Genomic DNA, 23,504 nt, shown 5'->3' with positions numbered 1-23,504 from the left:
GAGGAGTTATGTTGCGCGTTATTACAGGAAAGTTGAAAGGACATAAGCTTAAGGCACCGAAAGGTATGAGTACTAGACCAACAGCGGACAGAGTTAAGGAATCTATATTTAATATTATAGGTTACATACCAGAAAATAGCACAGTATTAGACTTATTTGCTGGATCAGGAAACATAGGGATTGAGTTTTTAAGCAGAGGTGCAAGTCGATGCTATTTTATTGATAATAGTCATGTTAGTACATCGATAATCAAAGAAAATTTAGAGGCTACTAACCTAAGTAATCAAGCTCAGATATATAAGAATTATGTTGATAGAGCACTAACTATACTTGGTTCTAAAAATATATGCTTTGATTTTATATTCATGGATCCTCCATATGAGAAGGATCTTGTAGCTCCTACTATTGAAGCTCTTTATATCAATAGATTATTAGATGAGGAAGGTATTGTTATTATTGAGCATGAAACAAAAGCTTCGTTAGAAGAAGAATATTTAGGTCTTATTAGATATGATGCCAGGAAATATGGAGGAACGACTGTTTCTTTTTATAAACATAAGGAGGTATAATATGATAGCTATATATCCAGGAAGTTTTGATCCTGTTACGAACGGTCATCTAGATATCATAAAAAGATGTTCTAAAAAATTTAGTAAAGTTATTGTATCTGTCTTAGACAACCGTTCAAAGAAAAATATGTTTTCTGTAGATGAGAGAAAACAACTCTTAAGAGAAGTCACAAAAGATATCGGAAATGTAGAAATAGATTCGTTTTCAGAGTTATTAGTTGATTATGTAAAAGAAAAAAATGTTTCAGTAATTGTCAGAGGATTAAGAGCTGTATCTGATTTTGAATATGAAATGCAGATGGCATTGATTAATAAAAGTCTATATAATGAGCTGGAAACATTTTTTTTAATATCTAGCAATCAATATTCTTTTTTAAGTTCAAGCATAGTTAAAGAAGTAGCAGGATTTAACGGGGATATATCTGCTTTAGTGCCTAAGGCTGTTGAAGAAGCTATTAGACAAAAAATTAAGGGGGTCTAGGTATCATGGATGTTTTAAAATTGTTAGATGAAATAGAAGATATTATTGAAGGCAGTTCAACCATACCTTTTGCAGGAAAAGTATTAGTAGATAAAGGAGAACTATTAGAAATTCTTAGAGAAATAAGGCTAAAGCTACCTGATGAAATAAAACAAGCAGAGTGGATAAAAGAAGAAAGACAAAGGATTTTAGCTGAAGCTCAAAATGAAGCAGACACTATGGTTGAGGAAGTAAAAATACATATCGAAGAGATGATTGAACAAGACGAAATTACCAAAAAAGCATATGAAAGAGCCGAGGAAATTACTTCAAGAGCTCAGAGCAATGCAAAAGAAATTCGTATTGGCGCAAGAGAGTATGCAGATGAATTATTAAAAGAAGTTGAAAATAATTTGAAAGGTGTAATTGAAACTATTGCAAAAAACAGGCAAGAACTTAATGGAATAAAATAAATTAGAAACCCTCGAATAAATAGAGGGTTTTTTTGATTAATTTTGTTTTGTCTTTATAGAGCTAAATAAACCTATACATAAGCCTGTCAATAATAAAACTGCAATTATGGCTATTTCAAGTTTTAGGGAAAAATTGAAATTTTTAATCCAATTACCTAGCAAATCTATCTGATAGCTGTTAGTGCTAATAGAGAAGGATGGTACTATATCTTCTTTGAACATAAAGATATACAGTAAGTAGCTATATAAACATGAAAAAATACCATGTAGAAATTTTGATAATATATATATTTTAGTACTAATGTCTGTATTGTTTAACATACTTATTGATTGACTATGTATTGAAAAACCACTCCATGCTATTAAAAAGCTTATAGAACAGATTTTAACTAAGGCACTTGTTGATTGAACAGAAGCAATAATTTTACATCCGTTTGTCATTTCAATCATACCACTCAAAAGACCATTTACAATCATAGGATTAAGATCAAATGGAGCTATGCTTATTATAAAATCTGAAATGATATGCATTATCTGTGTGATGTTTAGTATTTCTATTATTACTGAATAAAGTACTATAAAGCCACCAATCATAATCATAGAATTGAAAGATGTCTTTATAGCATCACTCATAATTATACTAAAAGAACGGCCATCTTTTTTTCTGGCAATTATAAGTTCATTAAATGCAGATTTTACATAATTTTTTTGAACTGACTCAATTGTACAGCAATTTTTTCTCCCATAGGTCTTAAAAACTAAACCAATAGTAATAGCTCCTAAGTAGTGTGACATTGCTAATATTGGGCCTAAAGAAGCATTTTTTAACATACCTACCGATACTGCTCCGATTATAAATAATGGACCAGATGTGCTGCAGAAGGAAGCAAGTCTTTGAGCTTCTATTTTACTTATTGACTTTTGAGATCTCAGCTTTGATACTAATGTTATTCCTACAGGGTAACCAGAGGTCATACTCATCGCAAAAGGAAAAGCTCCCTCACCAGAAACACCAAATAATGGTCTCATAATAGGTTGTAAAAGAACTCCTATAAATTTAACTACACCTAGTCCTATAAGAATTTCTGAGCCAATGAAAAAAGGAATCAAAGAAGGAAGTACTATAGTTGACCATGTTAATAATCCGTTAAAAGCCGCATTAACTGCATTTTGAGGATATACTATTAATGTTATTACCATTAATAAAACTAAAAAGGCAACTAGATATGTTTTAAAATTTTTACAAAAATTTTTGCTTTTAATTTTAGTTACATAATTATATAAAATTAGAATAGATATAGTAAATAGAAAAATAATTAAAATTGTCATAACAAACCTCCTGTTGTCTACTTGATAATATTATATTGATGTTAATCAGGTAATATGATATTTAACTTCTTAGCGAGGTGATTTAATGACTTCAAATCCGATTATTGGAGTTGCTCTTGGGTCAGGAGCAGCTAGGGGATTAGCTCATATTGGAGTATTAATGGCTCTGGAAGATAATGATATAAGAGTCGATATTGTATCAGGAAGTAGCGCTGGAGCTTTAGTTGGTAGTTTGTATTGTTGTGGTATTTCGCCATATATAATGAGTGAGCTTGCAATACAAATAGAACGGAAGATGTGGGTGGATTTGACCGTTCCTAGAAGAGGGTTTATCAAAGGAGATAGAATAGAAGAACTAATAAAATTACTGACTAAAAATAGAAGAATAGAAGATACTAAAAAGAGACTTTCGATAATAGCTACGGATATTAAGCATTCAAGGAAACAGGTATTTACTAATGGTTTGATATATAAAGCTGTTAGAGCTAGCTTATCTATACCAGGGGTGTTTGTTCCTGTGAGATTGGACGATATGGTATTAGTGGATGGGGGAGTTATTGATAGGGTACCGGCTTCTGAAGTGAAAAAAATGGGAGCGGATATAGTAATAGCTGTTGATGTTGGGTTTAGTACACAGCAAGGAAGAGTTAATCATATTTTTGATGTAATACTACAGTCGATAGATGTCATGGCAAAACAAATTCTAACTAATAGCATAATTGATGCAGATATAATAATAGAGCCGCAACTATCTCATGTTGGACCATCAAAATTTGAATTAGCAGAAGAATGTATTGAGATAGGCTATAATTCAGCTATAACAAAAATTAACGATATAAAAAAAGTTATATCATTGGCCCAAAAATAATTCAGGCGGAATTAAAACTCACCTGAATTATTTTTTACTTTATATACGGAGAAGTTAAGTAATCTAAATTAGAGATACTGTTTTTGTTATTCAATCCGAGAAAATAAATATCTGTTGATTTTTTATCGAACTCTATCATTTGTTTTAATATGGGATTATTTATTTTTTGATAATCTGCAAATTTCGTAATAATCTGCATATTACTATTTTCTTTAGCTTTTTTTAGTAACTCTAGTCCTCTTTTATTTGATGCAAGTAGTCTCGTATACTGTGGACCATGCGTATGAAGAAGTTTAAAAGTAGGGCCATCTAGGTCTATTAGCAGGTGAATCAGTATTCTTTTAAGTCTTGTCATAGTATATCTCTTTGTACTAATACAACTGAGCATATCGTTTATTGTAGTATTATTGTTTGCACAGTTTATTATACGGTTATCTAAACCATCTTCAACATCCATAATGTCCTTTAGCTTTTCAGAACCTATTTCTCTAGCTAGAAAAATAATAATTTTAGAAAAGTTATCTAAATTATTAAACTTTTTATTATCATTAAAAAAATATTGAAGTTGATAGTATGTACTGAGTGGAACTGCATCTTTTATTGCTTGAATACAAGTACTCTTTAATATTTCTTCTCGTACTGCTGTAGCGCTTGATATATTACCTGTAAGACTTATATTGTTGTAGCTAGCTCCTTTTCTTTTAATAGTGTATGGAACAATACTGCTATTAATTTTATATAAGGCTTTAAGATACTCTATTCCAAGAATATTATTAGGACTAGACATTATGTTTTTTAAATCCTGATAATTTTTAAATCCCAAGTCTTTCATATAACTAATTAAGGCATATTCCCTGGCACTTGGAAATGAGTTACCTTTATTTAGTGATTCCTTAAGATATTTTTGATACTGTTCAGGTTCATTGACTAGAATTGTTGCTATTGAATCTAAGCTTTCTATGTCATTTGCTTCACTACCAAAACAAAGAAAGTTTACTATACCTAAATTATCTAAGAGTTTTATAGCTCCATATGCAAACAGCTCAGCACTTTGACAGGCATAGATTACTGGTAATTCAATAACTAAATCCACTCCGTTATCTACTGCCATTTTAGCTCTAGTCCATTTATCAACTAAAGCGGGTTCTCCTCTTTGAACAAAATTACCACTCATTACAGATATTGAATAATCTGAGTTAGTTAAACTTTTTGATTTTTCTAAATGATACAAATGTCCATTGTGAAAAGGATTGTATTCAGTTACTAATCCAACTATTTTCATGTCATCCTCCAAGATTTTAATATTTTTATTACAGTATAATAAATAACATTGTTAAGGGATTTCGTTATTCAAATTATATCATTACATATATAAATAATAAAAATACAAAAAACGGCAATAATATTAAAGTGATATATATTATGTTGATTTTTTTTGATATTTGTAATAATATGATTAGTGTTAATAATAGATACTTGTCAGGAGGGATATGTGTGAACATATTAGTAATTAATTGTGGCAGTTCATCATTAAAATATCAGTTAATAGATATGACAAATGAGGCTGTGTTAGCAAAAGGGCTAGCAGAAAGGATAGGCATTGAAGGATCGAGAATTAAGCATAAGCCTGCTGGTAAAGAAGATGTTGTTATTGAAAAACCTATGGAAAATCATAAGGTTGTATTAGAAATAGTACTTAATGCATTAATTGATCCTAATCATGGAAGTATAAAGTCAATGGATGAAATTAGCGCTGTTGGCCACAGAGTTGTGCATGGTGGAGAAAACTTTGCTGAATCTGTTCTAATAGATGATGAAGTGATGAAAGCTATAAATGAATGTATTGATTTAGCTCCACTACATAATCCGCCAAATATAATGGGTATACAAGCATGTAAAGAATTAATGCCAAATACTCCAATGGTAGCTGTGTTTGATACTGCGTTTCATCAAACAATGCCTAAGAGCTCATATGTTTACCCGTTGCCATATGAACTATATGAAAAATATGCAGTGAGAAGATATGGTTTTCATGGAACATCGCATAGATATGTGTCACAAAGGGCTGCAGAGATACTAGGAAAAGATATTAAAGATATTAACATTATAACTTGTCATCTTGGTAATGGTGCTAGTCTTGCTGCAATCAAAGGTGGAGAATCTATGGATACTAGTATGGGATTTACTCCATTAGAAGGTTTAGCGATGGGAACTAGAAGTGGAGATATTGACCCAGCTATCATTTCCTTTGTAATGGACAAAGAAAATATGGATATTAATGCAATTAACAATCTATTAAATAAGAAATCTGGTGTACTTGGTATATCAGGAGTTAGTAGTGATTTTAGGGATATTGAAGAAGCAGCAGCGAGCGGAAATGAAAGAGCTCAACTTGCACTAGATATTTTCAACAATAGAGTTGTAAAATATATTGGAGCATATACAGCTTTAATGGGTGGAGTAGATGCTATAGTGTTTACTGCTGGTTTAGGAGAAAATTCTGCTGACACTAGAAAAGCTATATGTGAAGGATTTAATTTCTTGGGAATTCAAATTGATGCAGAGAAGAACAATGTGAGAGGAAAAGAAACTGTAATTAGTACTGACAATTCAAAGGTTAAAGTTCTTGTAGTTCCAACAAATGAGGAACTAATGATTGCAAGAGATACTAAAGCATTAGTATAATAAAAGGGCAGGGTAACCTGCCTTTACTTGCTACAATATGACATCGTAACAATAATTCTTGACAAACTTGCAATACCTTTATATAATAAAATTTGGCAATATTCAAGAGGTGAACAAGATGAAGATAAATCTATCAAGGCTTCTTGATAGAACCGTTTATAAGATTGATTTTGATCAAACAATGGAATTAGGCGAGGTTATAGTCAATCAGCGTCAGCTAGAATTGGTGAGTCCTGTTAGAATTAAAGGCGATGTGTATAAGACTGATGATGGAACTTATTTAAGTGCTGACATCATATACGAGTATTCTGAAAACTGCGCAAGATGCTTAAAGGAATTCACAAATAGAGTACAAACTGTTCTATCAGGAAGGCTTATGGAAAAGTCTAAATCATTTGATCAACAGAATGATGAAGAACTCATAGTCTACTACGATGGTGACGAGGTAGAGTTGAAAGAACAAGTTATTGCCGCAATATTGTTATCTTTACCTATGAAATCAATTTGTGACGAAGCTTGTAAAGGCTTATGTACAAGTTGTGGGAAAGACCTTAATGAAGGACAATGTGATTGTTTAATTGAAGATATTGATCCTCGTCTAGCAAAGCTTAAAGATTTATTTGATTGATTTAAGGAGGTGTTTTTAATGGCAGTACCAAAGCGTAAGACATCAAAGGCAAGAAGAGATAAAAGAAGAGCTTCTGCTCAAGTTCTAACTAAGGCTACTGTGGTAGAATGTCCACAATGTCATGAACCAAAAATGCCACACAGAGTGTGTAAGTCATGTGGTTATTACAAAAATAAAGAAGTAATGATTGCTGAATAAAGCAAAAAAGATAGTGACATATGTCACTATCTTTTTGTTTTATTTATAATATAAAGCTTAATCCTTATTTGCAATTAATATTTATGTTTTATATTAATTAAGCGAAAAAATCTTGATTTTTTTAAGTTGGTAATATATACTTAATATTAGTAGCAGGTACTAAATACAAGTATTAACTCGAGGTGAATATATTGAGCAAAAAACTAAGTAAAAGAGAAAGACAAAAGGAACTTATTGAAAGATTAAAGGGTGATCCTTTTTTAACTGATGAAGAGTTAATGCAGTTATTCAATGTAAGCATTCAAACGATTAGATTAGATAGACTAGAATTAAGGATACCTGAACTTAGAGAACGAATAAAAAGCGTTGCAGAACAAAGTTATTCTAAAGTAAGGTCAATCGGAGGAACAGAAATAGTAGGGGAACTTGTTGATATAAATCTGGGTAAAAACGGAATAACAATATTAGAAACCGACGAAAATATGGCTTTTAAGAAAACAAATTTAGTTCGAGGCCATCATATATTTGCACAAGCAGAATCTTTAGCAATAGCTGTTATAGATGCTGATGTAGCATTGACTGGAGTTGCTAATATAAAGTACAAAACACCTGTTAAGGCTGGAGAAAAGTTAATAGCAAAGGCAGAGGTAGTTAGGAAAAGGGGAAACAAATATTTTGTTCATGTATTTACCTATACTGGCCAAGAGCAGGTTTTTAGAGGTAAATTCATACTTGTTTCTATTGAATAGATTGATTTAGGAGGGGTCATATGAAGATTGCAGTTGACGCTATGGGGGGAGACCAAGGTCTATTGGTAACCGTAAAAGGAAGTATTGATGCGGTTAATGAGTATGGTATAAATGTAATTTTAGTTGGGAAGAGCGAACTTATTAAGAATGAACTAAATAAATATGAATATAATGGGCATAATATTGAAATCATAAATGCTGATGATATAATAACCAACGATGATGAGCCTGCAAAGGCTATAAGAAGAAAAAAAGATTCATCAATGGTAGTTGGATTAAACCTTGTTAAAGATGGTATAGCAGAAGCTTTTATATCGGCAGGAAGTACGGGTGCTTTATTAAGTGGAGGATTACTTATTGTAAAAAGGATTAAAGGAATAGAAAGAGCAGCCCTAGCTACAGTATATCCAACAAAAAAGGGTGTTTCTTTGTTGTTGGATGTTGGTGCAAATGCAGAGTGTAAGCCTAAATACTTGCAGCAATTTGCAGTTATGGGTTCCGTATATGCTGAGAAAATCCTCCAGCTTAATTCTCCAAAGGTTGGATTAGTGAATATTGGTACAGAAGAAGGTAAGGGAAATGATTTAACAAAAGAGACATTTGGAATATTGAAAAATACAGATATTAATTTCTACGGTAATTTAGAAGCTAGAGATATACCAGAAGGCTATGCTGATGTACTAGTATGCGATGGCTTTGTAGGCAATGTAATATTGAAACTTACGGAAGGATTAGCTTCTTCAATTTTCAGCACATTAAAAGATGAATTTATGAAGACGATTTCTACAAAATTAGGAGCTATGTTACTTAGACCTGGACTTAGAAGCTTTAAGAAAAAGCTAGATTACTCTGAGTACGGAGGTGCTCCATTACTCGGAGTTAAAGGTGCGGTAATTAAGGCTCATGGTAGTTCAGATGCTAAAGCTATCAAAAATGCAATTAGACAAGCAAAACTCTTTGTCGAAAATAAAGTTATTGAAAAAATAGAGGCAGATATAAGCTCATTAGGAGGTAACCATGACACAGGAGAAAGTATGTAACGGAATAGGTATAATAGGCTCAGGAAGCTACATACCAGAAAAGGTTTTGAGTAATTATGATCTGGAGAAGCTAGTAGATACTTCAGATGAGTGGATTAGAACAAGAACAGGTATAAAAGAAAGAAGAATATTAGATGATGACAAAGCTACATCATTTATGGCTACTGAAGCTGCTAAAAAAGCTATGTCCCATGCTAATATAAGAGCAGAAGATATTGACCTTATTATGGTATCTACAGTGACACCTGATATGATGTTTCCATCAACAGCTTGTATAGTTCAGAGCAACCTTAACTGTATTAATGCAGCAGCCTTTGATTTAGAAGCGGCTTGTTCAGGCTTTTTATATGGATTATCAATAGCTTATAGTTTTATTAGAGCTGGAGTATATAAAAATATTTTGTTGATAGGTGCAGAGGTTTTGTCAAGAATCACTGACTGGACAGATAGAAACACATGTGTATTGTTTGGTGATGGAGCTGGTGCCGTTGTAATAAGTGAAGTTCCAGCAAATAAAGGTATACTAGGAATTGAACTCGGTGCTGATGGAAGTGGAGGACATTTTCTTATGCAGCCAGCAGGTGGTTCCAAGTCCCCAGCTAACGAAGAAACTATTAAAAATAAACTTCATTACATTAATATGGAAGGAAATGAAGTATTTAAGTTTGCAGTAAGAAAGATGGAAGATGCATCTCTGAAAGTAATTGAAAAAAGCAAAATAAGTGTAGATGACGTAGACTTTTTAATTCCCCACCAAGCAAATATGAGAATAATTGAATCTGCTAGAAAAAAACTTAAACTAAGCGAAGATAAAGTTTATATAAATTTAGATAGATATGGTAATATGTCATCTGCTTCAATACCAGTTGCATTGGATGAAGCTATTAAAGAAGGCAAAATAAAAGATGATGATACGGTTTTACTTGTAGGATTCGGTGGAGGACTTACTTGGGGTGCGTCAATAATAAAATGGCATAAAAGATAGGGGGACTGAATATGTTTAGGACAGAGATATGTAATCTATTAGACATAGAATACCCTATAATACAGGGTGGCATGGCATGGGTAGCTACAGCTGAGTTAGCTGCTGCCGTATCTAATGCAGGAGGCTTAGGGCTGATAGGATGTGGGAACGCTCCTGCTGAAGTTATTAGAGAAGAAATAAAGAAAATTAAAAGATTAACAACGAAGCCATATGGAGCTAATGTGATGTTGTTATCACCTTTCGTAGACGAAATTATTGAATTGCTATATGAAGAAAAAGTTCCTGTAATAACTACTGGTGCAGGTAATCCAGGAAAGTATATTCCAAAATTCAAGGAGATAGGAACAAAAATTATCCCTGTAGTTCCTTCCATAGCATTGGCAAAAAGGATGGAGAAATATGGAGCTGATGCAATAATTGTTGAGGGTACAGAAGCGGGAGGACATATTGGTGAATTAACAACTATGGCTTTAGTACCTCAAATTGTGGATGAAGTAAACATACCAGTTATTGCAGCTGGTGGAATTGCGGATGGAAGGGGTTTGGTTGCAGCATTAGCTCTTGGAGCAAAAGGAGTGCAGATTGGAACACGATTTGTATGTACTGAAGAATGTATAGTTCATGAGAACTATAAAAGGGCTATTATGGAATCAAGTGATAGAGACGCTATTGTTACAGGAAGAAGTACTGGTCACCCCGTAAGATCTATTAAAAATAAATTTACAAAGAGGTTTTTAGAGCTTGAAAAGCAAAGCCCTAGTGTAGAAGAAATAGAAAGGTTTGGAGTAGGTGCACTTAAAAGGGCTGTTATAGATGGAGATGTTGATACAGGGTCAATAATGGCTGGACAAATAAGCGGACTTATAAAGGATGTTAAGACATGCAAAGAAGTAATATTGGATATTATTAATGAAGGTAGTCAAGTCAAAAAATATTTAACAACACTATAGAGGTGATATAATGAGAAAAATTGCCTTTCTATTTCCAGGGCAAGGGGCACAATATGTAGGCATGGGTAAAGAGATAGCCGATGCTTATTCAAAAGCAAGTAGTGTATTTGAGTATGCAAATGAATGCTTAAATTTTGATATAAAGAAACTTTGTTTTGAAGGACCTGAGGGTGAGTTAGTCAAGACAGAAAATACACAGCCAGCAATTTTAACTACATCTATTGCTATTTTAAATGTAATACGAGAGCTAGGATTTGAGGCTCAAATTACTGCTGGTTTGAGCTTGGGAGAGTATTCTTCATTAGTTTATAGTGGTGCTTTAGAGTTTTCAGATGCATTGAAGCTAGTTAAAAAAAGAGGGAAATTTATGCAAGAAGCAGTACCAGAAGGAAAAGGTACTATGGCTGCAATTATGGGACTTGAAAGAAATGAAGTTAATGGTATCATAGATGAAGTAAGTGCACTTGGTGTAATAGAAGGCGCAAATTATAATTGTCCAGGGCAGATTGTTTTATCCGGTGAAGTGAAAGCTATTGAAGAAGCTTGCAAAATTGCTAAAGCAAAGGGTGCAAAGAAGGCTGTTGTGTTGCCAGTAAGTGCTCCATTTCATTGTAGCCTTTTAGAATCTGCAGGTATTAAACTAGGTAAGGAATTGGAGAACATAAAATTTCATAATCCTAAAATAAATGTTATTTCGAATGTAACAGCAAGCTATGTCAGAAATTCAAATGAAATAAAAGAATTGCTTGTAAAGCAGGTTTCAAAGTCAGTGCTTTGGGAAGATACAATTGAGTTCATGATGAATGAGGGAATAGATACGTTTATTGAAATAGGTCCTGGTAAGGCTCTAAGCTCTTTTACAAAAAAAATTGCTAAAAAGCTTTGTAAAGAAGTTGAAATTTTCAATGTGGATAAATTAGAGTCTTTAAACAAGCTTGTTGAAAGTCTAAAATAGGAGGTGAACTCATGGACTTAAAAGGTAAAGTTGCATTGGTTACAGGAGGATCAAGAGGACTTGGAAGAGCTATCGCTTTAAAGCTTGCTTCATTGGGAGCTAACATTATATTAAACTATTCAAGTAGTGAGAAAAAAGCATTAGAACTAAAACATGAGTTAGTAAGCTTTGGAGTAGATGCTCTAGTTGTAAAGGCGGATATTTCTAAGATGAAAGAAGCTGAATATTTAGTTGATGAGGGATTAAAATATTTCTCAAAGATTGATATATTAGTAAATAATGCAGGTATTACAAAGGATAATCTATTGATGAGGATGACTGAAGACGAATGGGACGATGTAATGAATGTGAATCTTAAGGGAACATTTAATGTTACGAAATCTCTTATTAGAAGTATGATAAAGCAAAAGAATTGTAGCATAATAAATATAGCTTCGGTTGTGGGAGTATCAGGAAATGCAGGGCAATGCAATTATTCCGCATCAAAGGCTGGAATAATTGGATTTACAAAGTCTTTAGCAAAAGAAGTAGCTAAGAAAAATATCAGAGTAAATGCAGTAGCTCCTGGGTTTATACATACTGATATGACCGATAAGCTCCCAGAAAAAGTTGTAGAAGAATATCTTAAGAATATTCCATTAAATAAGTTAGGAAAGCCAGAAAATGTAGCTGATTCAGTAGCTTTTCTAGCAAGTGATATGTCAGAATATATTACAGGTCAAGTTTTAGTAGTTGATGGTGGGTTATTAATTTAATATAATATATATGATTTAACTGAAGGGAGGTGTTCGCATGATATTTGAAAAAATAAAGAAATTAATTGCAGAGCAATTAGATGTTGAAGAAGATGAAATAACAATGGAGGCTTCTTTTCAAGATGATTTAGATGCTGATTCATTAGATGTTGTTGAACTTATTATGGCTATTGAAGATGAGTTTGATTTAGAAATTCCAGATGAAGAAGCAGAAAAAATTTCAACTGTTAAAGATGCAGTTGATTATATTCAAAATCATTCAAAATAGTCTTAAAGACAGATTGAAAGGTCCCGATAATATCGGGACCTTAAAAATAGATTCAATGTTTATTTTTCCTAAATTTAACTAGAATTGGTAGGGGATTACTATGAAAAAAAGAGTTGTGATTACAGGGTTAGGTATTTTAAGCCCTATTGGGATAGGCAAGGAATCATTCTGGAATTCACTATTAGAAGGGAAAAGCGGTGTCAACCAGATAACAAGATTTAACACAGATGATTTTAGTACAACTATTGCTGCTGAATTAAAAGATTTTAATGTTGAGGATTATATAGACAAAAAAGAAGCAAAGAGGATGGATAGATTTACCCAATATGCGGTAGCAGCAAGTAAAATCGCAGTAGAAGATGCATCTATTAATTTAGATAATATTGATAAAGAAAGATTTGGAGTTATATTAGGCTCTGGAATAGGTGGACTAGAAACTTTCGAAGAGCAGCATAAAAAATTGCTGGAAAAAGGACCTAAAAGAGTTAGCCCATTTTTTATTCCAATGATGATAGGAAATATGGCCGCAGGTCAAGTTTCAATTATGCTTGGTGCAAAAGGTGCTAATGAAACAGTGGTTACGGCTTGTGCTTCATCAACAAATGCAATTGGTGATGCATTTAAGATGATACAAAGAGGTGACGCTGATATAATGATAACTGGTGGAGCTGAAGCGTCAATAACACCTATGGCTTTAGCAGGGTTTTCTGCCATGAAGGCACTCTCTACTAATAACTCAAACCCTACGGGAGCTAGTAGACCTTTTGATAAAAATAGAGACGGTTTTGTTATGGGCGAAGGTGCTGGTATATTAATTTTAGAAGAACTTGAACATGCATTAGCTCGAGGTGCTAGTATTTATGGAGAAGTAGTGGGATATGGATTGACATCTGATGCATATCATATTACAGCTCCTGCGGATAATGGAGAGGGAGCTGCAAGGGCTATAGCAATGGCGTTAAAAGACGCTAATATTAATTATCATGATGTTGATTATATTAATGCTCATGGTACATCAACAGAATATAATGATAAATTTGAGACAGCTGCAATTAAGGCAGTATTTAAAGATCATGCTTATAAATTGAAAGTTAGCTCGACTAAATCTATGACAGGACATTTGCTTGGTGCAGCAGGTGGTATAGAAGGATGTGTATGTGCATTATCTGTAAGTAGAGATTTTATACCACCAACTATAAATTATTCAACTAAAGATGAAGAATGTGACTTAGACTATGTTCCGAACAAGGGAATCTTTCAAAATGTGACCTATGCTTTGTCAAATTCACTTGGCTTTGGTGGACATAATGCAACAATAGTTATTAAAAAATATCAGTAATTATAAAGGCTAGATGCAACAATAAACTGCATCTAGTCTTAGCTATTTATAGAAATTAATATAATCGAAGCATCTATGATTAAATATATTTGCAAGTAGTGGACATTATATAGTAAACTATAGTATGGGTAATATTGTAGATATTTTAAAGACAGTTTAAAATATCTACAATGCTACCATTTGAAAAAGTCGAACACGGGGGTAGTATATGGAAACAAATAGTAAAGAAAGAATTGTTCTTTTAAAGGAGATTCAACAGAAGATAGGATATAAATTTAAAAATATAAATTTATTGAACTGGGCATTGACACATAGTTCTTATGCGAATGAACATAAAAGGTTCAATATTACTTATAATGAAAGACTAGAGTTTCTAGGAGATTCTGTATTAGGACTTGTTGTTAGTGACTATATCTTTACTAAATATCCTAATTATCCAGAAGGAGACCTTACAAAGCTAAGGGCAACAGTAGTATGTGAGCCTTCATTATCATTTGTTGCAAGAAAAATTAATTTAGGAAAATATCTATTGCTTGGCAAAGGTGAAGAAGTAACAGGAGGAAGAGAAAGAGTTTCTATTTTAGCTGACGCATTCGAAGCTGTAATAGGGGCAATATATTTAGATGGTAAATTAGGAAATGCAAGAAAATTTGTTTTGAAATATCTATCAGTTGTAATTGAAAAAGCAGTCAATGGTGGCGAATTATTTACTGATTATAAAACTCAGTTACAAGAGAAATTACAGAAAAAAACAAAATCAAAAATTGAATATAAAGTAGTTTTAGAGGAAGGACCTGATCATAACAAGATATTTCATACTGAAGTGTCCGTAAAAAATAAGGTTCTTGGAGTTGGAGTCGGAAAAAGCAAAAAGGAAGCGGAACAAAATGCTGCAAAAAGAGCATTAAATAGGATGGATGAAAAAAATGAGCATTAAACGTCACATTATTCCTATATTTGTGCCTCATACAGGATGCCCACATGACTGCGTTTTTTGTAATCAAAAGAAGATTACTGGGTCAAGCACAAATATAACAGATAAAGAAGTCTATAGAATAATAAATGATTATATTAGGACTATTCCTAAGACGAATGAAAGTTTAGAGGTGGCATTTTATGGGGGAAGCTTTACAGGTATTGATATAGAAACACAAGCAAATCTTTTAGATGTTGCTTATTCTTTTAAAAAACAAGGATATATTGATAAGATTAGGCTTTCAACGCGCCCAGATTATATTAATAAAGATATATTATCAAATCTCAAAATGTATAGTGTAGACACTATAGAATTAGGCGTTCAGTCTATGGATGCTTATGTACTTGAACAAAGCTTTCGGGGTCATTCACCTAAAGATGTAGTAGATGCTGCAAAGCTAATAAAGAATTTTGGATTTGAATTGGGATTACAAATGATGATAGGACTTCCAGGCGATGATAAATATAAAGATCTATATACAGCAAATAAAATTATACAGCTACAGCCTGATTTTGTCAGGATTTATCCTACTTTAGTTATTAAAGAGACTTTCTTAGCAAAGCAATATTTGAGTGGGGCGTATAAAGCACTTTCCTTAGAAAATGCAGTGAGTATTTGCACTGAATTACTATTATTATTTAATTATTATTCAATAAATGTAATTAGAATTGGACTGCAACCTACAGATAATATTGCTATGAATAAAGATATTCTTGCAGGGCCCTTTCATTCATCATTTCGACAGCTGGTTGAATCTAATGTCTATAAAATAATTCTTAATATTTTTTTTATGGAAAAAAGCATTAGCTCAAATGAAATTAGTATAATCTTAAATAGAAAAGAGATATCTAATTTTGTTGGTCAAAAATCTGAAAACTTGGAATATATTAAAAGAGTTTATGGGATACCTAAGATAAAAGTGATAGGGCAGGATATCTCTAGTGACTGTTTTTATATTTCTTTTGATGACAATAGATTTAAGATTGAAAAAAAAGCGTATGTATCAAAGTATTTAAAAGATAGAGAACTTTTGAAAGGTTTCCATTGATTCTGGGAACCTTTAATTTCATAAGTAAAAATGAACAAATTGATTGAAGAGGTGTGTTAACTTGTTCCTAAAACGATTAGAAATTCAAGGATTTAAATCATTTGCTGAAAAGACTGAAATAGAGTTTCAAGGAGGAATAACTGGAGTAGTGGGACCTAATGGGAGTGGCAAAAGTAATATATCAGATTCACTCAGGTGGGTTTTAGGAGAGCAAAGCGTTAAAACTCTTCGTGGAAGTAAGATGGAAGATGTTATTTTTTCAGGAACTGCTAAAAGAAAACCCTTAGGATTTGCAGAAGTTACACTTGTATTAGATAACAAAGATGGAAGTCTTCCTATTGATTATTCAGAAGTATGTGTCACAAGAAGAGTTTTTAGGTCTGGTGAAAGTGAATATTATATTAATAAAAACTCTTGTAGATTAAAAGATATTAGAGAGCTCTTTATGGATACAGGAGTAGGTAAAGAAGGATATTCAATCATTGGACAAGGAAGGATAGACGATATTTTAAGCACAAAGTCTGAAGATAGAAGGAATATTTTTGAAGAAGCTGCAGGTATAGTAAAGTATAAATCTAGAAAAGAAGAGGCTGAAAAAAAGCTAGAAAAAACGAAAGAAAACTTGATACGAATTAATGATATAATTAGTGAGTTAGAAAAACAATTAGAACCTTTGAAACAGCAGTCAGAGAAGGCAAGAGAATATCTTAAGTTATCTGACATACTAAAAAATTTAGAAGTTAATCTTTTTATTAGGGATATTGACAGATTAAGAGAAGAGATAACTCATATAGAAGCCCAAAAAACTCTTGTTATTGAACAATTGAAATTTAATGAAGAAAAGAGAAATGAGCTAGAGAATAAATACAATAAAGTTAAATTCGAAATTGATAAGATGGAAGAGACAATTGAAAATATACAGAACTCAAAGTATTCTATACAAAGTAAAATTGAAAAAAATGAAAGTGAGTTAAATCTCAGCAGCGAGAAAATTGTTTTTCTAGAAAGAGAAGCAGAAAGAAACGAAGCTGAAATAGACAGATTTCATGAACAAATAAAAGCAATTTCTATTCAAAAGGATAAAACTAAAGATTACAAACAGGATTTAGAGGCTAAAATAGATAAATTAGATCAAGAATTGGCATTAAAGACAGCAGATTTAGATAAATTAACAAAAGATATTGAAAGTAAAGAAAAGCATATTGAAGAAAAGAAGGGAGATTTAATTCAATTCTTAAACATGATGTCTGACAAAAAAAGTAAAATTAATAGTTTGATGTCATTTAATCAAAGTATTGAAAAAAGAATTTCTCAAATACAGGATGAAATTGATGAGCTAAATGAACAAGAAAAATGTAATAAAGATAATATTTCTAATATTGACCGAGAAATAGTTTCTTTAAAGCAAGCTCTAAGCAAATCTAATATAGATAAAGCTGAAAAAATCAAGTCTCGCGAATCCTTAGCAAATCAATTAGATTCAACTCAGTCAAATTTAGACAGTATTAAAGCAAAATTGCAGGGAAAAGCATCAAACTATAAGCTATTAAAGGAAATGAAAGAAGAGTATGAAGGGTACTATAAAAGTGTTAAGAATGTATTATTAGCATGTAAAAATAATAGAGTTTTAGGAAATGGAGTAAAAGGTGTTGTTGCAGAGTTATTAAATGTAGATAAGGATTATGAAAGAGCTATTGAAGTGGCTTTGGGCTCTTCGGTCCAGAATATTGTTACAGAGACTCAAGAAAATGCAAAAAATATTATTAATTACTTAAAGAAAAATAACTTAGGAAGAGTAACTTTTCTACCTATTTCTTCAGTCAATAGTAGAGGGCTGAGTACAAATGAAAGAAAGCTCATAGAAGAAAATGGTGCTTTAGGGGTTGCATCTGAATTAGTTACTTTTGATATTGAGTACAAAGGCATTTTTGAATATTTATTAGGCAGAGTAGTAGTAGTAAATAGCATAGATGATGGTATAAAAATATCAAAAATCTCGAAGCATTCTTTTAAAATTGTTTCTTTAGATGGAGATATTTTAAACCCAGGTGGGTCGATGACTGGTGGAAGCTATAATAATACTACTAATCTATTAGGAAGAGAGAGACAAATAAAAGACTTAGAGGACTGTATAGAAAGTCTTAATTCTGAACAAGCTATTAAATTGAGAAAAATAAATGATATTAGACAGCAATTACACAAACTAGATGTTAGTTTATCTGAAATTGAAGATAATATTAACGCTTTCAATGTGAAATTAGCAAAGTTAGAAAATACTTTGGGACAGTATAAAGAAAATGGTAAGAAAAATATAAATCTTATTAATAGATATATGCAAGAAAAAGTTCAGCTAACTAGTGAAAGTAATGACTCAAAAACTAATATAAAGGCACTAGAAGAAGATCTAAATAAGCTTAGAACTCAAAACGATTTGACACAAGATACTATTGATGAGCAAGTTAAATATTTTGAGCAACAAAAGATTCAGAAAGATACATTGCAAAATGCCAATGTCGAAGTAAGAGTAAAAATTGCATCTTTTCAACAAGAACTAAAATCATTAGCAAGTACAATAAATAGGTTAGATGATGAAAAATCAAAAATCTTAAAGGATATTAGTGCTAAACAAATTGATAAAGATAAAAGCTTAATAGAAATTAATAGTATTAAAGAGAATGTTTTGGTTTTAAATGAAAATAAAAGAAATTATAATGAAGAATTACTGGAATATGATATTAAGCTGAATGAACTTAAAACTGACAAAAACAATTTTATGCAAGCTTTTTATACGGAACAAGAGAAGTTGAATGATATGAATAGAAAAATGAATGAACTTCAAAAAAGTATAAATGCACTAGAAGTTAAGCATGAAAAATACAATATTCAATTAGAAAATATAAATACACGTATGTGGGAAGATTATGAAATGACATATCAGATGGCAGTTAGGTTTAAGCAAGACATTGAGAATATTACTAAAACGCAAAATGAGATTAAGAGCTTGAAAAACTCAATAAAGAGCTTAGGTAATATAAACATAGATGCTATTGATGAATATGAAAAAGTTGATGAAAGATATAATTTTATGAAAATGCAGAAAGATGATTTAATAGAAGCTAAGGATTCACTTAATGGTGTAATAAAAGATATGGATGTTAAAATGAAAGAACAGTTTATGGAGAGTTTTACAATAATAAAGAAATATTTTAGTGAAGTTTTCATTAAATTGTTTGGTGGTGGAAAGGCAGATGTATTTCTTCAAGATGAAGAGAATATACTAACAAGTGGTATAGAGATCATCGCACAACCACCAGGAAAAAAACTTCAGAGTCTTTCACTTTTATCAGGTGGAGAGAGGGCATTAACTGCAATAGCTCTATTATTTGCAATATTAAAGACTAAACCTACTCCTTTCTGCATACTAGATGAAATTGAGGCAGCATTAGATGATGCAAATGTGTATAGGTATGCGGAATATCTAAAAGAATTTTCTTCTCAAACTCAGTTTATTGTTATAACGCATAGAAAGGGAACTATGGAATCAGTTGATTCACTCTATGGTATTACTATGGAAGAAGAAGGGATCAGTAAGTTAGTTTCTGTTAAGTTATCTGAAAAACTAGAAGAGAAAGCAAGTTAAGGAGGTAATAAGATGTTCAAAAAGATTTTCAAGTGGGGAAAAAAAGAAGAAAAATCACATGAAAGTACTGAAAAAATAGATTCCAGCTTTGAGAAATCAGTAGAAGATATCGATGCTAGTGAAGATGTTGAAGAAAATTTACTTGATAATCGTAGTATGGAAAATGAAGAAACATGTATTGACTATAATGAAGATATAAGTGCAGAAGATAAAACGGAGATTATTGAACCTTCTGCTAGTAGCAATGAAATAGAAAACATAGTATCAAATCAAGAGGAAGAAATAAAAGATGAAAAGCAAGGTTTTTTTAGTAGATTAAAAAGTGGCTTATCTAAAACTCGAAAAGGAATAACTGAAAAGGTTGATAATATATTAAGCTCATATAAGAAAATCGATGAAGAACTTTTTGAAGACCTTGAAGAAGTTTTGATTACAGCAGATGTAGGCGTAAGTACTACTATGCAAATAATCGATGATGTAAAACAGAAAGTTAAAGATAGGAAAATAAGCGAAGTAAGTGAGATAAGAAATTTGCTTAAGGAAGAATTAAAAGAAATTTTACTACAAGATACTGATAATAGTCTTAATATTAAACATTCACCCGCAATAATTCTTGTAGTTGGAGTTAATGGAGTGGGAAAGACAACTACAATTGGGAAGTTATCATCTAGACTAAAAGCTGATGGAAAAAAAGTGTTGATAGCAGCTGGAGATACTTTTAGAGCTGCGGCTATAGAGCAGCTAACTGAGTGGAGTAACAGATCAGGGGTGGAAATAATATCACACCAAGAAGGCTCTGATCCTGCTGCAGTTATATATGATAGTATTCAAGCTGCAAAGGCACGAAAAACTGATGTTTTAATATGTGATACAGCAGGAAGACTTCATAATAAAAAGAATTTGATGAATGAATTGAATAAAATATTTAGAGTTGTAGAAAGAGAATATCCAGAAGCTGAAAAAGAAGTTTTACTTGTAGTTGATGCAACAACTGGTCAAAATGCAGTATTACAAGCCAAAATTTTTAAAGAGGCATGTGACATAACAGGACTTGTATTGACAAAACTTGATGGTACCGCAAAAGGTGGAGTTGTATTAGCTGTTCAATCAGAATTAAGCGTACCTGTTAAGCTAGTTGGAGTTGGAGAAGGTATAAACGATTTACAAGATTTCGATCCAAATAATTTTATTGATGCAATATTTGAAGAATAGTGTTGACAAAAAACATGCTATAATATACAATACTACTGTCAAGGATATTACTTTACACTTAAATTTCGGTTGGTGATTTCATGTTTGAAAAGATAATTGAAATAGGACTTTTATTCGATTTTTATGGTAGACTACTAAATGATAGGCAGTACATTGCAATAGAATTATACTATATACACGACTTATCCTTGAGTGAAGTTGGAGAGCATCTAGAAATTAGTAGACAAGGTGTACATGATATATTGAAAAGGGCCGAAAATAGTCTTTATAAATATGAAGAAAAGCTGGGATTAGTTAAAAAATTTATCGATAATAAAGAAAAGCAAAAATATATACTGAATTATGTTGAAAATATTATTCAAGAAGCTATGAATATAAACTCAGAAGAGATTTTATTGAATGCGAAAATGATTAAAGAAATTACATTAGATATAATAGAAAGTGGCCAGGAGGTGAAATAATGGTTTTTGAAAGTTTGGCTGAAAAGCTTCAAAATGCTTTAGGTAAACTAAAGGGAAAAGGAAAGCTTTCTGAAAAAGATGTTGATAATGCCATGAGAGAAGTTAAATTAGCTCTTTTAGAAGCAGATGTTAACTTCCGAGTAGTAAAAAAATTTGTTAGCACTGTTAAAGAGAGGGCTATTGGATATGAAGTTATGGAAAGCTTGACTCCAGGTCAACAGGTTATAAAAATTGTTAACGAAGAATTAACAAAGCTCATGGGAGAGAACGAAAGTAAGATTGAATTTGCACCCACTCCACCTACCATTATAATGATGTGTGGATTACAAGGAGCTGGGAAGACTACTACAGCTGGGAAGCTAGGTGCATTATTAAAAAAGAAGGGAAAAATCCCTTTACTTGTAGCATGCGATGTTTATAGACCTGCGGCTATTAAGCAACTTGAAGTAGTAGGAGAAAAAGTTGGGGTTTCTGTTTTTAGTATGGGAGATAAACAGAACCCAGTTAACATAGCAAAAGCATCTATTGAACATGGTAAGAAGAATGGTAATGATGTTATTATTATAGATACCGCAGGAAGACTTCACGTAGATGACGATTTAATGCAAGAGCTAGAGAATATAAAGCAACATGTGACACCTAACGAGATACTACTGGTTGTGGATGCAATGACAGGGCAAGATGCAGTTACAGTTGCAGAAACGTTTAATGAAAGACTAGATATTAAAGGCGTCGTACTAACAAAACTTGACGGTGATGCACGTGGAGGAGCGGCGTTATCAATAAGAGCAGTTACTGATAAGCCGATTAAGTTTGTTGGTATGGGTGAAAAGTTGGATCAGCTTGAACCTTTTTACCCTGATAGAATGGCTTCTAGAATATTAGGTATGGGAGATGTGTTGAGCCTAATTGAGAAGGCACAGGCTAACATTGATGCAAAAAAGGCCATGGAGTTTGAGAAAAAGCTTAGAACTCAGCAATTTACTTTTGATGATTTTCTTGATCAGCTCCAGCAGATGAAAAGCTTAGGGCCTATGAACCAAATATTAGAGATGATACCAGGAATTAACTCTAAACAGCTTAAAAACTTGAATGTTGATGAAAAGGAATTGGTTCATATAGAAGCCATAATTCAATCAATGACTAAGAATGAAAGAACAAACCCAACTATTATAGATGGAAGTAGAAGAAAAAGGATAGCAAAAGGAAGTGGAACTAGCATTCAAGAGGTTAACAAACTTCTTAAACAGTTCCAAGAAACCAGAAAAATGATGAAGAAGTTTGGAGACATGGAAAAGACTATGAAGAAAAAAGGGAAATTCAATCTTCCGTTTTTCAAATAGATTAGACTTTTAAAAGGAGGTGAAAACATGGCTGTAAAGATTAGATTAACAAGAATGGGTGCTAAGAAAAAACCATTTTATAGAATTGTAGTAGCAGATTCTCGTTCACCAAGAGATGGTAAAATCATCGAAGAAATAGGATATTACAATCCAGTAGTAGAACCAAAAGAAATTAAAATTGATGATGAGAAAGCTCTTAATTGGTTAAGCAATGGTGCAAAACCAACTGAAACTGTGAACGATTTATTTAAAAAGAATGGTATTTATGAAAAAATAGAAGCGTCAAAGAAAGCTGAATAAATGCTTTCAGGGGGTGAAATAAATGGGCGAATTAGTTGAAATACTTGCGAAATCACTTGTTGATAATCCTGAACAAGTTCATGTAAATGAAGTTGAAGGAACACAGTCAATTATTATCGAATTAAGGGTAGCCCCAGAGGATATGGGAAAAGTTATAGGTAAACAGGGAAGAATTGCAAAAGCCATTAGAACCTTAGTAAAGGCTGCAGCAATTAAAGAGAATAAAAGAGTTGTTGTAGAAATTATTCAGTAAGGGATTAGTTTATCTAGTCC

General features: G+C 32.1%; 25 protein-coding genes. 23 read left to right on the top strand and 2 right to left on the bottom strand.

Annotation, left to right across the window (positions count from 1 at the left end; genetic code table 11):
• Window positions 1-8 precede the first annotated feature (8 nt).
• The 3 genes from rsmD to HNR33_RS04560 are packed head-to-tail and all read left to right on the top strand — an operon-like array spanning window position 9 to window position 1,502.
• Window positions 9-569 (top strand): 16S rRNA (guanine(966)-N(2))-methyltransferase RsmD, encoded by a 561-nt coding sequence (gene rsmD / locus HNR33_RS04570; protein ID WP_429080533.1) that lies wholly within the window; start codon window positions 9-11, stop codon window positions 567-569.
• Window position 570: 1 nt separating this feature from the next.
• Entirely contained in the window at window positions 571-1,050 is a 480-nt protein-coding gene (coaD, locus tag HNR33_RS04565; protein WP_429080530.1) for a pantetheine-phosphate adenylyltransferase, read from the top strand.
• 5 nt (window positions 1,051-1,055) lie between these two features.
• Window positions 1,056-1,502 carry an ATPase gene (locus tag HNR33_RS04560; protein ID WP_429080527.1) on the top strand — a complete coding sequence of 149 codons (447 nt, stop codon included), beginning with the start codon at window positions 1,056-1,058 and terminating at the stop codon, window positions 1,500-1,502.
• Window positions 1,503-1,538: 36 nt separating this feature from the next.
• On the opposite strand, the gene ylbJ is transcribed toward HNR33_RS04560, so the two are convergent.
• On the bottom strand, window positions 1,539-2,831 hold the full coding sequence (gene ylbJ, locus HNR33_RS04555) for a sporulation integral membrane protein YlbJ (RefSeq protein ID WP_429080525.1): 1,293 nt from the start codon (window positions 2,829-2,831) through the stop codon (window positions 1,539-1,541).
• 85 nt (window positions 2,832-2,916) lie between these two features.
• On the opposite strand from ylbJ, the gene HNR33_RS04550 reads away from it, so the two are divergent.
• Window positions 2,917-3,699 carry a patatin-like phospholipase family protein gene (locus tag HNR33_RS04550; RefSeq protein ID WP_429080523.1) on the top strand — a complete coding sequence of 261 codons (783 nt, stop codon included), beginning with the start codon at window positions 2,917-2,919 and terminating at the stop codon, window positions 3,697-3,699.
• 34 nt (window positions 3,700-3,733) lie between these two features.
• Here the strand turns inward: HNR33_RS04550 and HNR33_RS04545 are convergent, their stop codons facing one another.
• Window positions 3,734-4,981, bottom strand: coding sequence for a nucleotidyltransferase (locus HNR33_RS04545; protein WP_429080520.1), 1,248 nt, complete (start codon window positions 4,979-4,981; stop codon window positions 3,734-3,736).
• A gap of 212 nt (window positions 4,982-5,193) precedes the next feature.
• On the opposite strand from HNR33_RS04545, the gene HNR33_RS04540 reads away from it, so the two are divergent.
• The 19 genes from HNR33_RS04540 (at window position 5,194) to HNR33_RS04450 (ending at window position 23,484) form a co-directional block, all read left to right on the top strand.
• Window positions 5,194-6,384, top strand: a complete 1,191-nt coding sequence (locus HNR33_RS04540) for an acetate/propionate family kinase (protein ID WP_429080518.1) — start codon at window positions 5,194-5,196, stop codon at window positions 6,382-6,384.
• Between the two features lie 118 nt (window positions 6,385-6,502).
• Complete coding sequence (locus HNR33_RS04535) at window positions 6,503-7,012, top strand: YceD family protein (protein WP_429080517.1); 510 nt, start codon at window positions 6,503-6,505, stop codon at window positions 7,010-7,012.
• Between the two features lie 18 nt (window positions 7,013-7,030).
• Window positions 7,031-7,210: a 50S ribosomal protein L32 gene (gene rpmF / locus HNR33_RS04530; RefSeq protein ID WP_429080514.1), complete on the top strand. Its 180-nt coding sequence runs from the start codon at window positions 7,031-7,033 to the stop codon at window positions 7,208-7,210.
• Window positions 7,211-7,401: 191 nt separating this feature from the next.
• Window positions 7,402-7,959: a transcription factor FapR gene (gene fapR / locus HNR33_RS04525; RefSeq protein ID WP_429080511.1), complete on the top strand. Its 558-nt coding sequence runs from the start codon at window positions 7,402-7,404 to the stop codon at window positions 7,957-7,959.
• A gap of 20 nt (window positions 7,960-7,979) precedes the next feature.
• Window positions 7,980-8,999, top strand: a complete 1,020-nt coding sequence (plsX, locus tag HNR33_RS04520) for a phosphate acyltransferase PlsX (RefSeq protein ID WP_429080508.1) — start codon at window positions 7,980-7,982, stop codon at window positions 8,997-8,999.
• Entirely contained in the window at window positions 8,977-9,984 is a 1,008-nt protein-coding gene (locus HNR33_RS04515; protein WP_429080505.1) for a beta-ketoacyl-ACP synthase III, read from the top strand. The genes plsX and HNR33_RS04515 overlap by 23 nt, the downstream gene beginning before the upstream one ends.
• 11 nt (window positions 9,985-9,995) lie before the next feature.
• Window positions 9,996-10,934: an enoyl-[acyl-carrier-protein] reductase FabK gene (fabK, locus tag HNR33_RS04510; protein WP_429080502.1), complete on the top strand. Its 939-nt coding sequence runs from the start codon at window positions 9,996-9,998 to the stop codon at window positions 10,932-10,934.
• Between the two features lie 10 nt (window positions 10,935-10,944).
• Window positions 10,945-11,889, top strand: a complete 945-nt coding sequence (gene fabD / locus HNR33_RS04505) for an ACP S-malonyltransferase (RefSeq protein ID WP_429080499.1) — start codon at window positions 10,945-10,947, stop codon at window positions 11,887-11,889.
• 11 nt (window positions 11,890-11,900) lie between these two features.
• Window positions 11,901-12,644 (top strand): 3-oxoacyl-[acyl-carrier-protein] reductase, encoded by a 744-nt coding sequence (gene fabG, locus HNR33_RS04500; RefSeq protein ID WP_429080497.1) that lies wholly within the window; start codon window positions 11,901-11,903, stop codon window positions 12,642-12,644.
• 37 nt (window positions 12,645-12,681) lie between these two features.
• Window positions 12,682-12,912 carry an acyl carrier protein gene (acpP, locus tag HNR33_RS04495; protein ID WP_429080495.1) on the top strand — a complete coding sequence of 77 codons (231 nt, stop codon included), beginning with the start codon at window positions 12,682-12,684 and terminating at the stop codon, window positions 12,910-12,912.
• Window positions 12,913-13,012: 100 nt separating this feature from the next.
• Entirely contained in the window at window positions 13,013-14,251 is a 1,239-nt protein-coding gene (fabF, locus tag HNR33_RS04490; RefSeq protein ID WP_429080493.1) for a beta-ketoacyl-ACP synthase II, read from the top strand.
• A gap of 208 nt (window positions 14,252-14,459) precedes the next feature.
• On the top strand, window positions 14,460-15,188 hold the full coding sequence (gene rnc / locus HNR33_RS04485) for a ribonuclease III (protein WP_429080490.1): 729 nt from the start codon (window positions 14,460-14,462) through the stop codon (window positions 15,186-15,188).
• Complete coding sequence (locus HNR33_RS04480) at window positions 15,169-16,275, top strand: elongator complex protein 3 (protein ID WP_429080487.1); 1,107 nt, start codon at window positions 15,169-15,171, stop codon at window positions 16,273-16,275. Before rnc ends, HNR33_RS04480 begins: the two co-directional genes overlap by 20 nt.
• Before the next feature lie 61 nt (window positions 16,276-16,336).
• A complete protein-coding gene (smc, locus tag HNR33_RS04475; protein WP_429080485.1) occupies window positions 16,337-19,915 on the top strand; it encodes a chromosome segregation protein SMC in 3,579 nt (1,192 codons plus the stop codon).
• A gap of 12 nt (window positions 19,916-19,927) precedes the next feature.
• Window positions 19,928-21,127: a signal recognition particle-docking protein FtsY gene (gene ftsY, locus HNR33_RS04470; RefSeq protein WP_429080482.1), complete on the top strand. Its 1,200-nt coding sequence runs from the start codon at window positions 19,928-19,930 to the stop codon at window positions 21,125-21,127.
• 80 nt (window positions 21,128-21,207) lie between these two features.
• Window positions 21,208-21,588 (top strand): YlxM family DNA-binding protein, encoded by a 381-nt coding sequence (gene ylxM / locus HNR33_RS04465; protein ID WP_429080480.1) that lies wholly within the window; start codon window positions 21,208-21,210, stop codon window positions 21,586-21,588.
• Window positions 21,588-22,931, top strand: a complete 1,344-nt coding sequence (gene ffh / locus HNR33_RS04460; protein ID WP_429080479.1) for a signal recognition particle protein — start codon at window positions 21,588-21,590, stop codon at window positions 22,929-22,931. Before ylxM ends, ffh begins: the two co-directional genes overlap by 1 nt.
• 27 nt (window positions 22,932-22,958) lie before the next feature.
• A complete protein-coding gene (rpsP, locus tag HNR33_RS04455) occupies window positions 22,959-23,231 on the top strand; it encodes a 30S ribosomal protein S16 (RefSeq protein ID WP_429080477.1) in 273 nt (90 codons plus the stop codon).
• 22 nt (window positions 23,232-23,253) lie between these two features.
• The gene (locus HNR33_RS04450; protein ID WP_429080475.1) at window positions 23,254-23,484 is read left to right on the top strand and encodes a KH domain-containing protein; all 231 of its coding nucleotides are present in this window, start codon (window positions 23,254-23,256) and stop codon (window positions 23,482-23,484) included.
• Window positions 23,485-23,504 lie beyond the last annotated feature (20 nt).

It is taken from the genome of Brassicibacter mesophilus (assembly GCF_050433385.1).
Classification (GTDB): Bacteria; Bacillota; Clostridia; order Tissierellales; family Proteiniboraceae; genus Brassicibacter; species Brassicibacter mesophilus.
This window is presented reverse-complemented; position numbering and strand designations above follow the sequence as displayed.

Bases quoted from the DNA above. Each gene is read 5' to 3' on its own strand.
- ylbJ (WP_429080525.1), bottom strand. From the start codon at position 2,831: ATGACAATTTTAATTATTTTTCTATTTACTATATCTATTCTAATTTTA.
- rsmD (WP_429080533.1), top strand. From the start codon at position 9: ATGTTGCGCGTTATTACAGGAAAGTTGAAAGGACATAAGCTTAAGGCA.
- HNR33_RS04545 (WP_429080520.1), bottom strand. From the start codon at position 4,981: ATGAAAATAGTTGGATTAGTAACTGAATACAATCCTTTTCACAATGGA.
- ylxM (WP_429080480.1), top strand. From the start codon at position 21,208: ATGTTTGAAAAGATAATTGAAATAGGACTTTTATTCGATTTTTATGGT.
- HNR33_RS04560 (WP_429080527.1), top strand. From the start codon at position 1,056: ATGGATGTTTTAAAATTGTTAGATGAAATAGAAGATATTATTGAAGGC.
- rnc (WP_429080490.1), top strand. From the start codon at position 14,460: ATGGAAACAAATAGTAAAGAAAGAATTGTTCTTTTAAAGGAGATTCAA.
- HNR33_RS04535 (WP_429080517.1), top strand. From the start codon at position 6,503: ATGAAGATAAATCTATCAAGGCTTCTTGATAGAACCGTTTATAAGATT.
- fabG (WP_429080497.1), top strand. From the start codon at position 11,901: ATGGACTTAAAAGGTAAAGTTGCATTGGTTACAGGAGGATCAAGAGGA.
- acpP (WP_429080495.1), top strand. From the start codon at position 12,682: ATGATATTTGAAAAAATAAAGAAATTAATTGCAGAGCAATTAGATGTT.
- HNR33_RS04480 (WP_429080487.1), top strand. From the start codon at position 15,169: ATGAAAAAAATGAGCATTAAACGTCACATTATTCCTATATTTGTGCCT.
- fabD (WP_429080499.1), top strand. From the start codon at position 10,945: ATGAGAAAAATTGCCTTTCTATTTCCAGGGCAAGGGGCACAATATGTA.
- coaD (WP_429080530.1), top strand. From the start codon at position 571: ATGATAGCTATATATCCAGGAAGTTTTGATCCTGTTACGAACGGTCAT.
- ftsY (WP_429080482.1), top strand. From the start codon at position 19,928: ATGTTCAAAAAGATTTTCAAGTGGGGAAAAAAAGAAGAAAAATCACAT.
- fabK (WP_429080502.1), top strand. From the start codon at position 9,996: ATGTTTAGGACAGAGATATGTAATCTATTAGACATAGAATACCCTATA.
- ffh (WP_429080479.1), top strand. From the start codon at position 21,588: ATGGTTTTTGAAAGTTTGGCTGAAAAGCTTCAAAATGCTTTAGGTAAA.
- fabF (WP_429080493.1), top strand. From the start codon at position 13,013: ATGAAAAAAAGAGTTGTGATTACAGGGTTAGGTATTTTAAGCCCTATT.
- HNR33_RS04550 (WP_429080523.1), top strand. From the start codon at position 2,917: ATGACTTCAAATCCGATTATTGGAGTTGCTCTTGGGTCAGGAGCAGCT.
- HNR33_RS04450 (WP_429080475.1), top strand. From the start codon at position 23,254: ATGGGCGAATTAGTTGAAATACTTGCGAAATCACTTGTTGATAATCCT.
- plsX (WP_429080508.1), top strand. From the start codon at position 7,980: ATGAAGATTGCAGTTGACGCTATGGGGGGAGACCAAGGTCTATTGGTA.
- HNR33_RS04515 (WP_429080505.1), top strand. From the start codon at position 8,977: ATGACACAGGAGAAAGTATGTAACGGAATAGGTATAATAGGCTCAGGA.
- rpsP (WP_429080477.1), top strand. From the start codon at position 22,959: ATGGCTGTAAAGATTAGATTAACAAGAATGGGTGCTAAGAAAAAACCA.
- rpmF (WP_429080514.1), top strand. From the start codon at position 7,031: ATGGCAGTACCAAAGCGTAAGACATCAAAGGCAAGAAGAGATAAAAGA.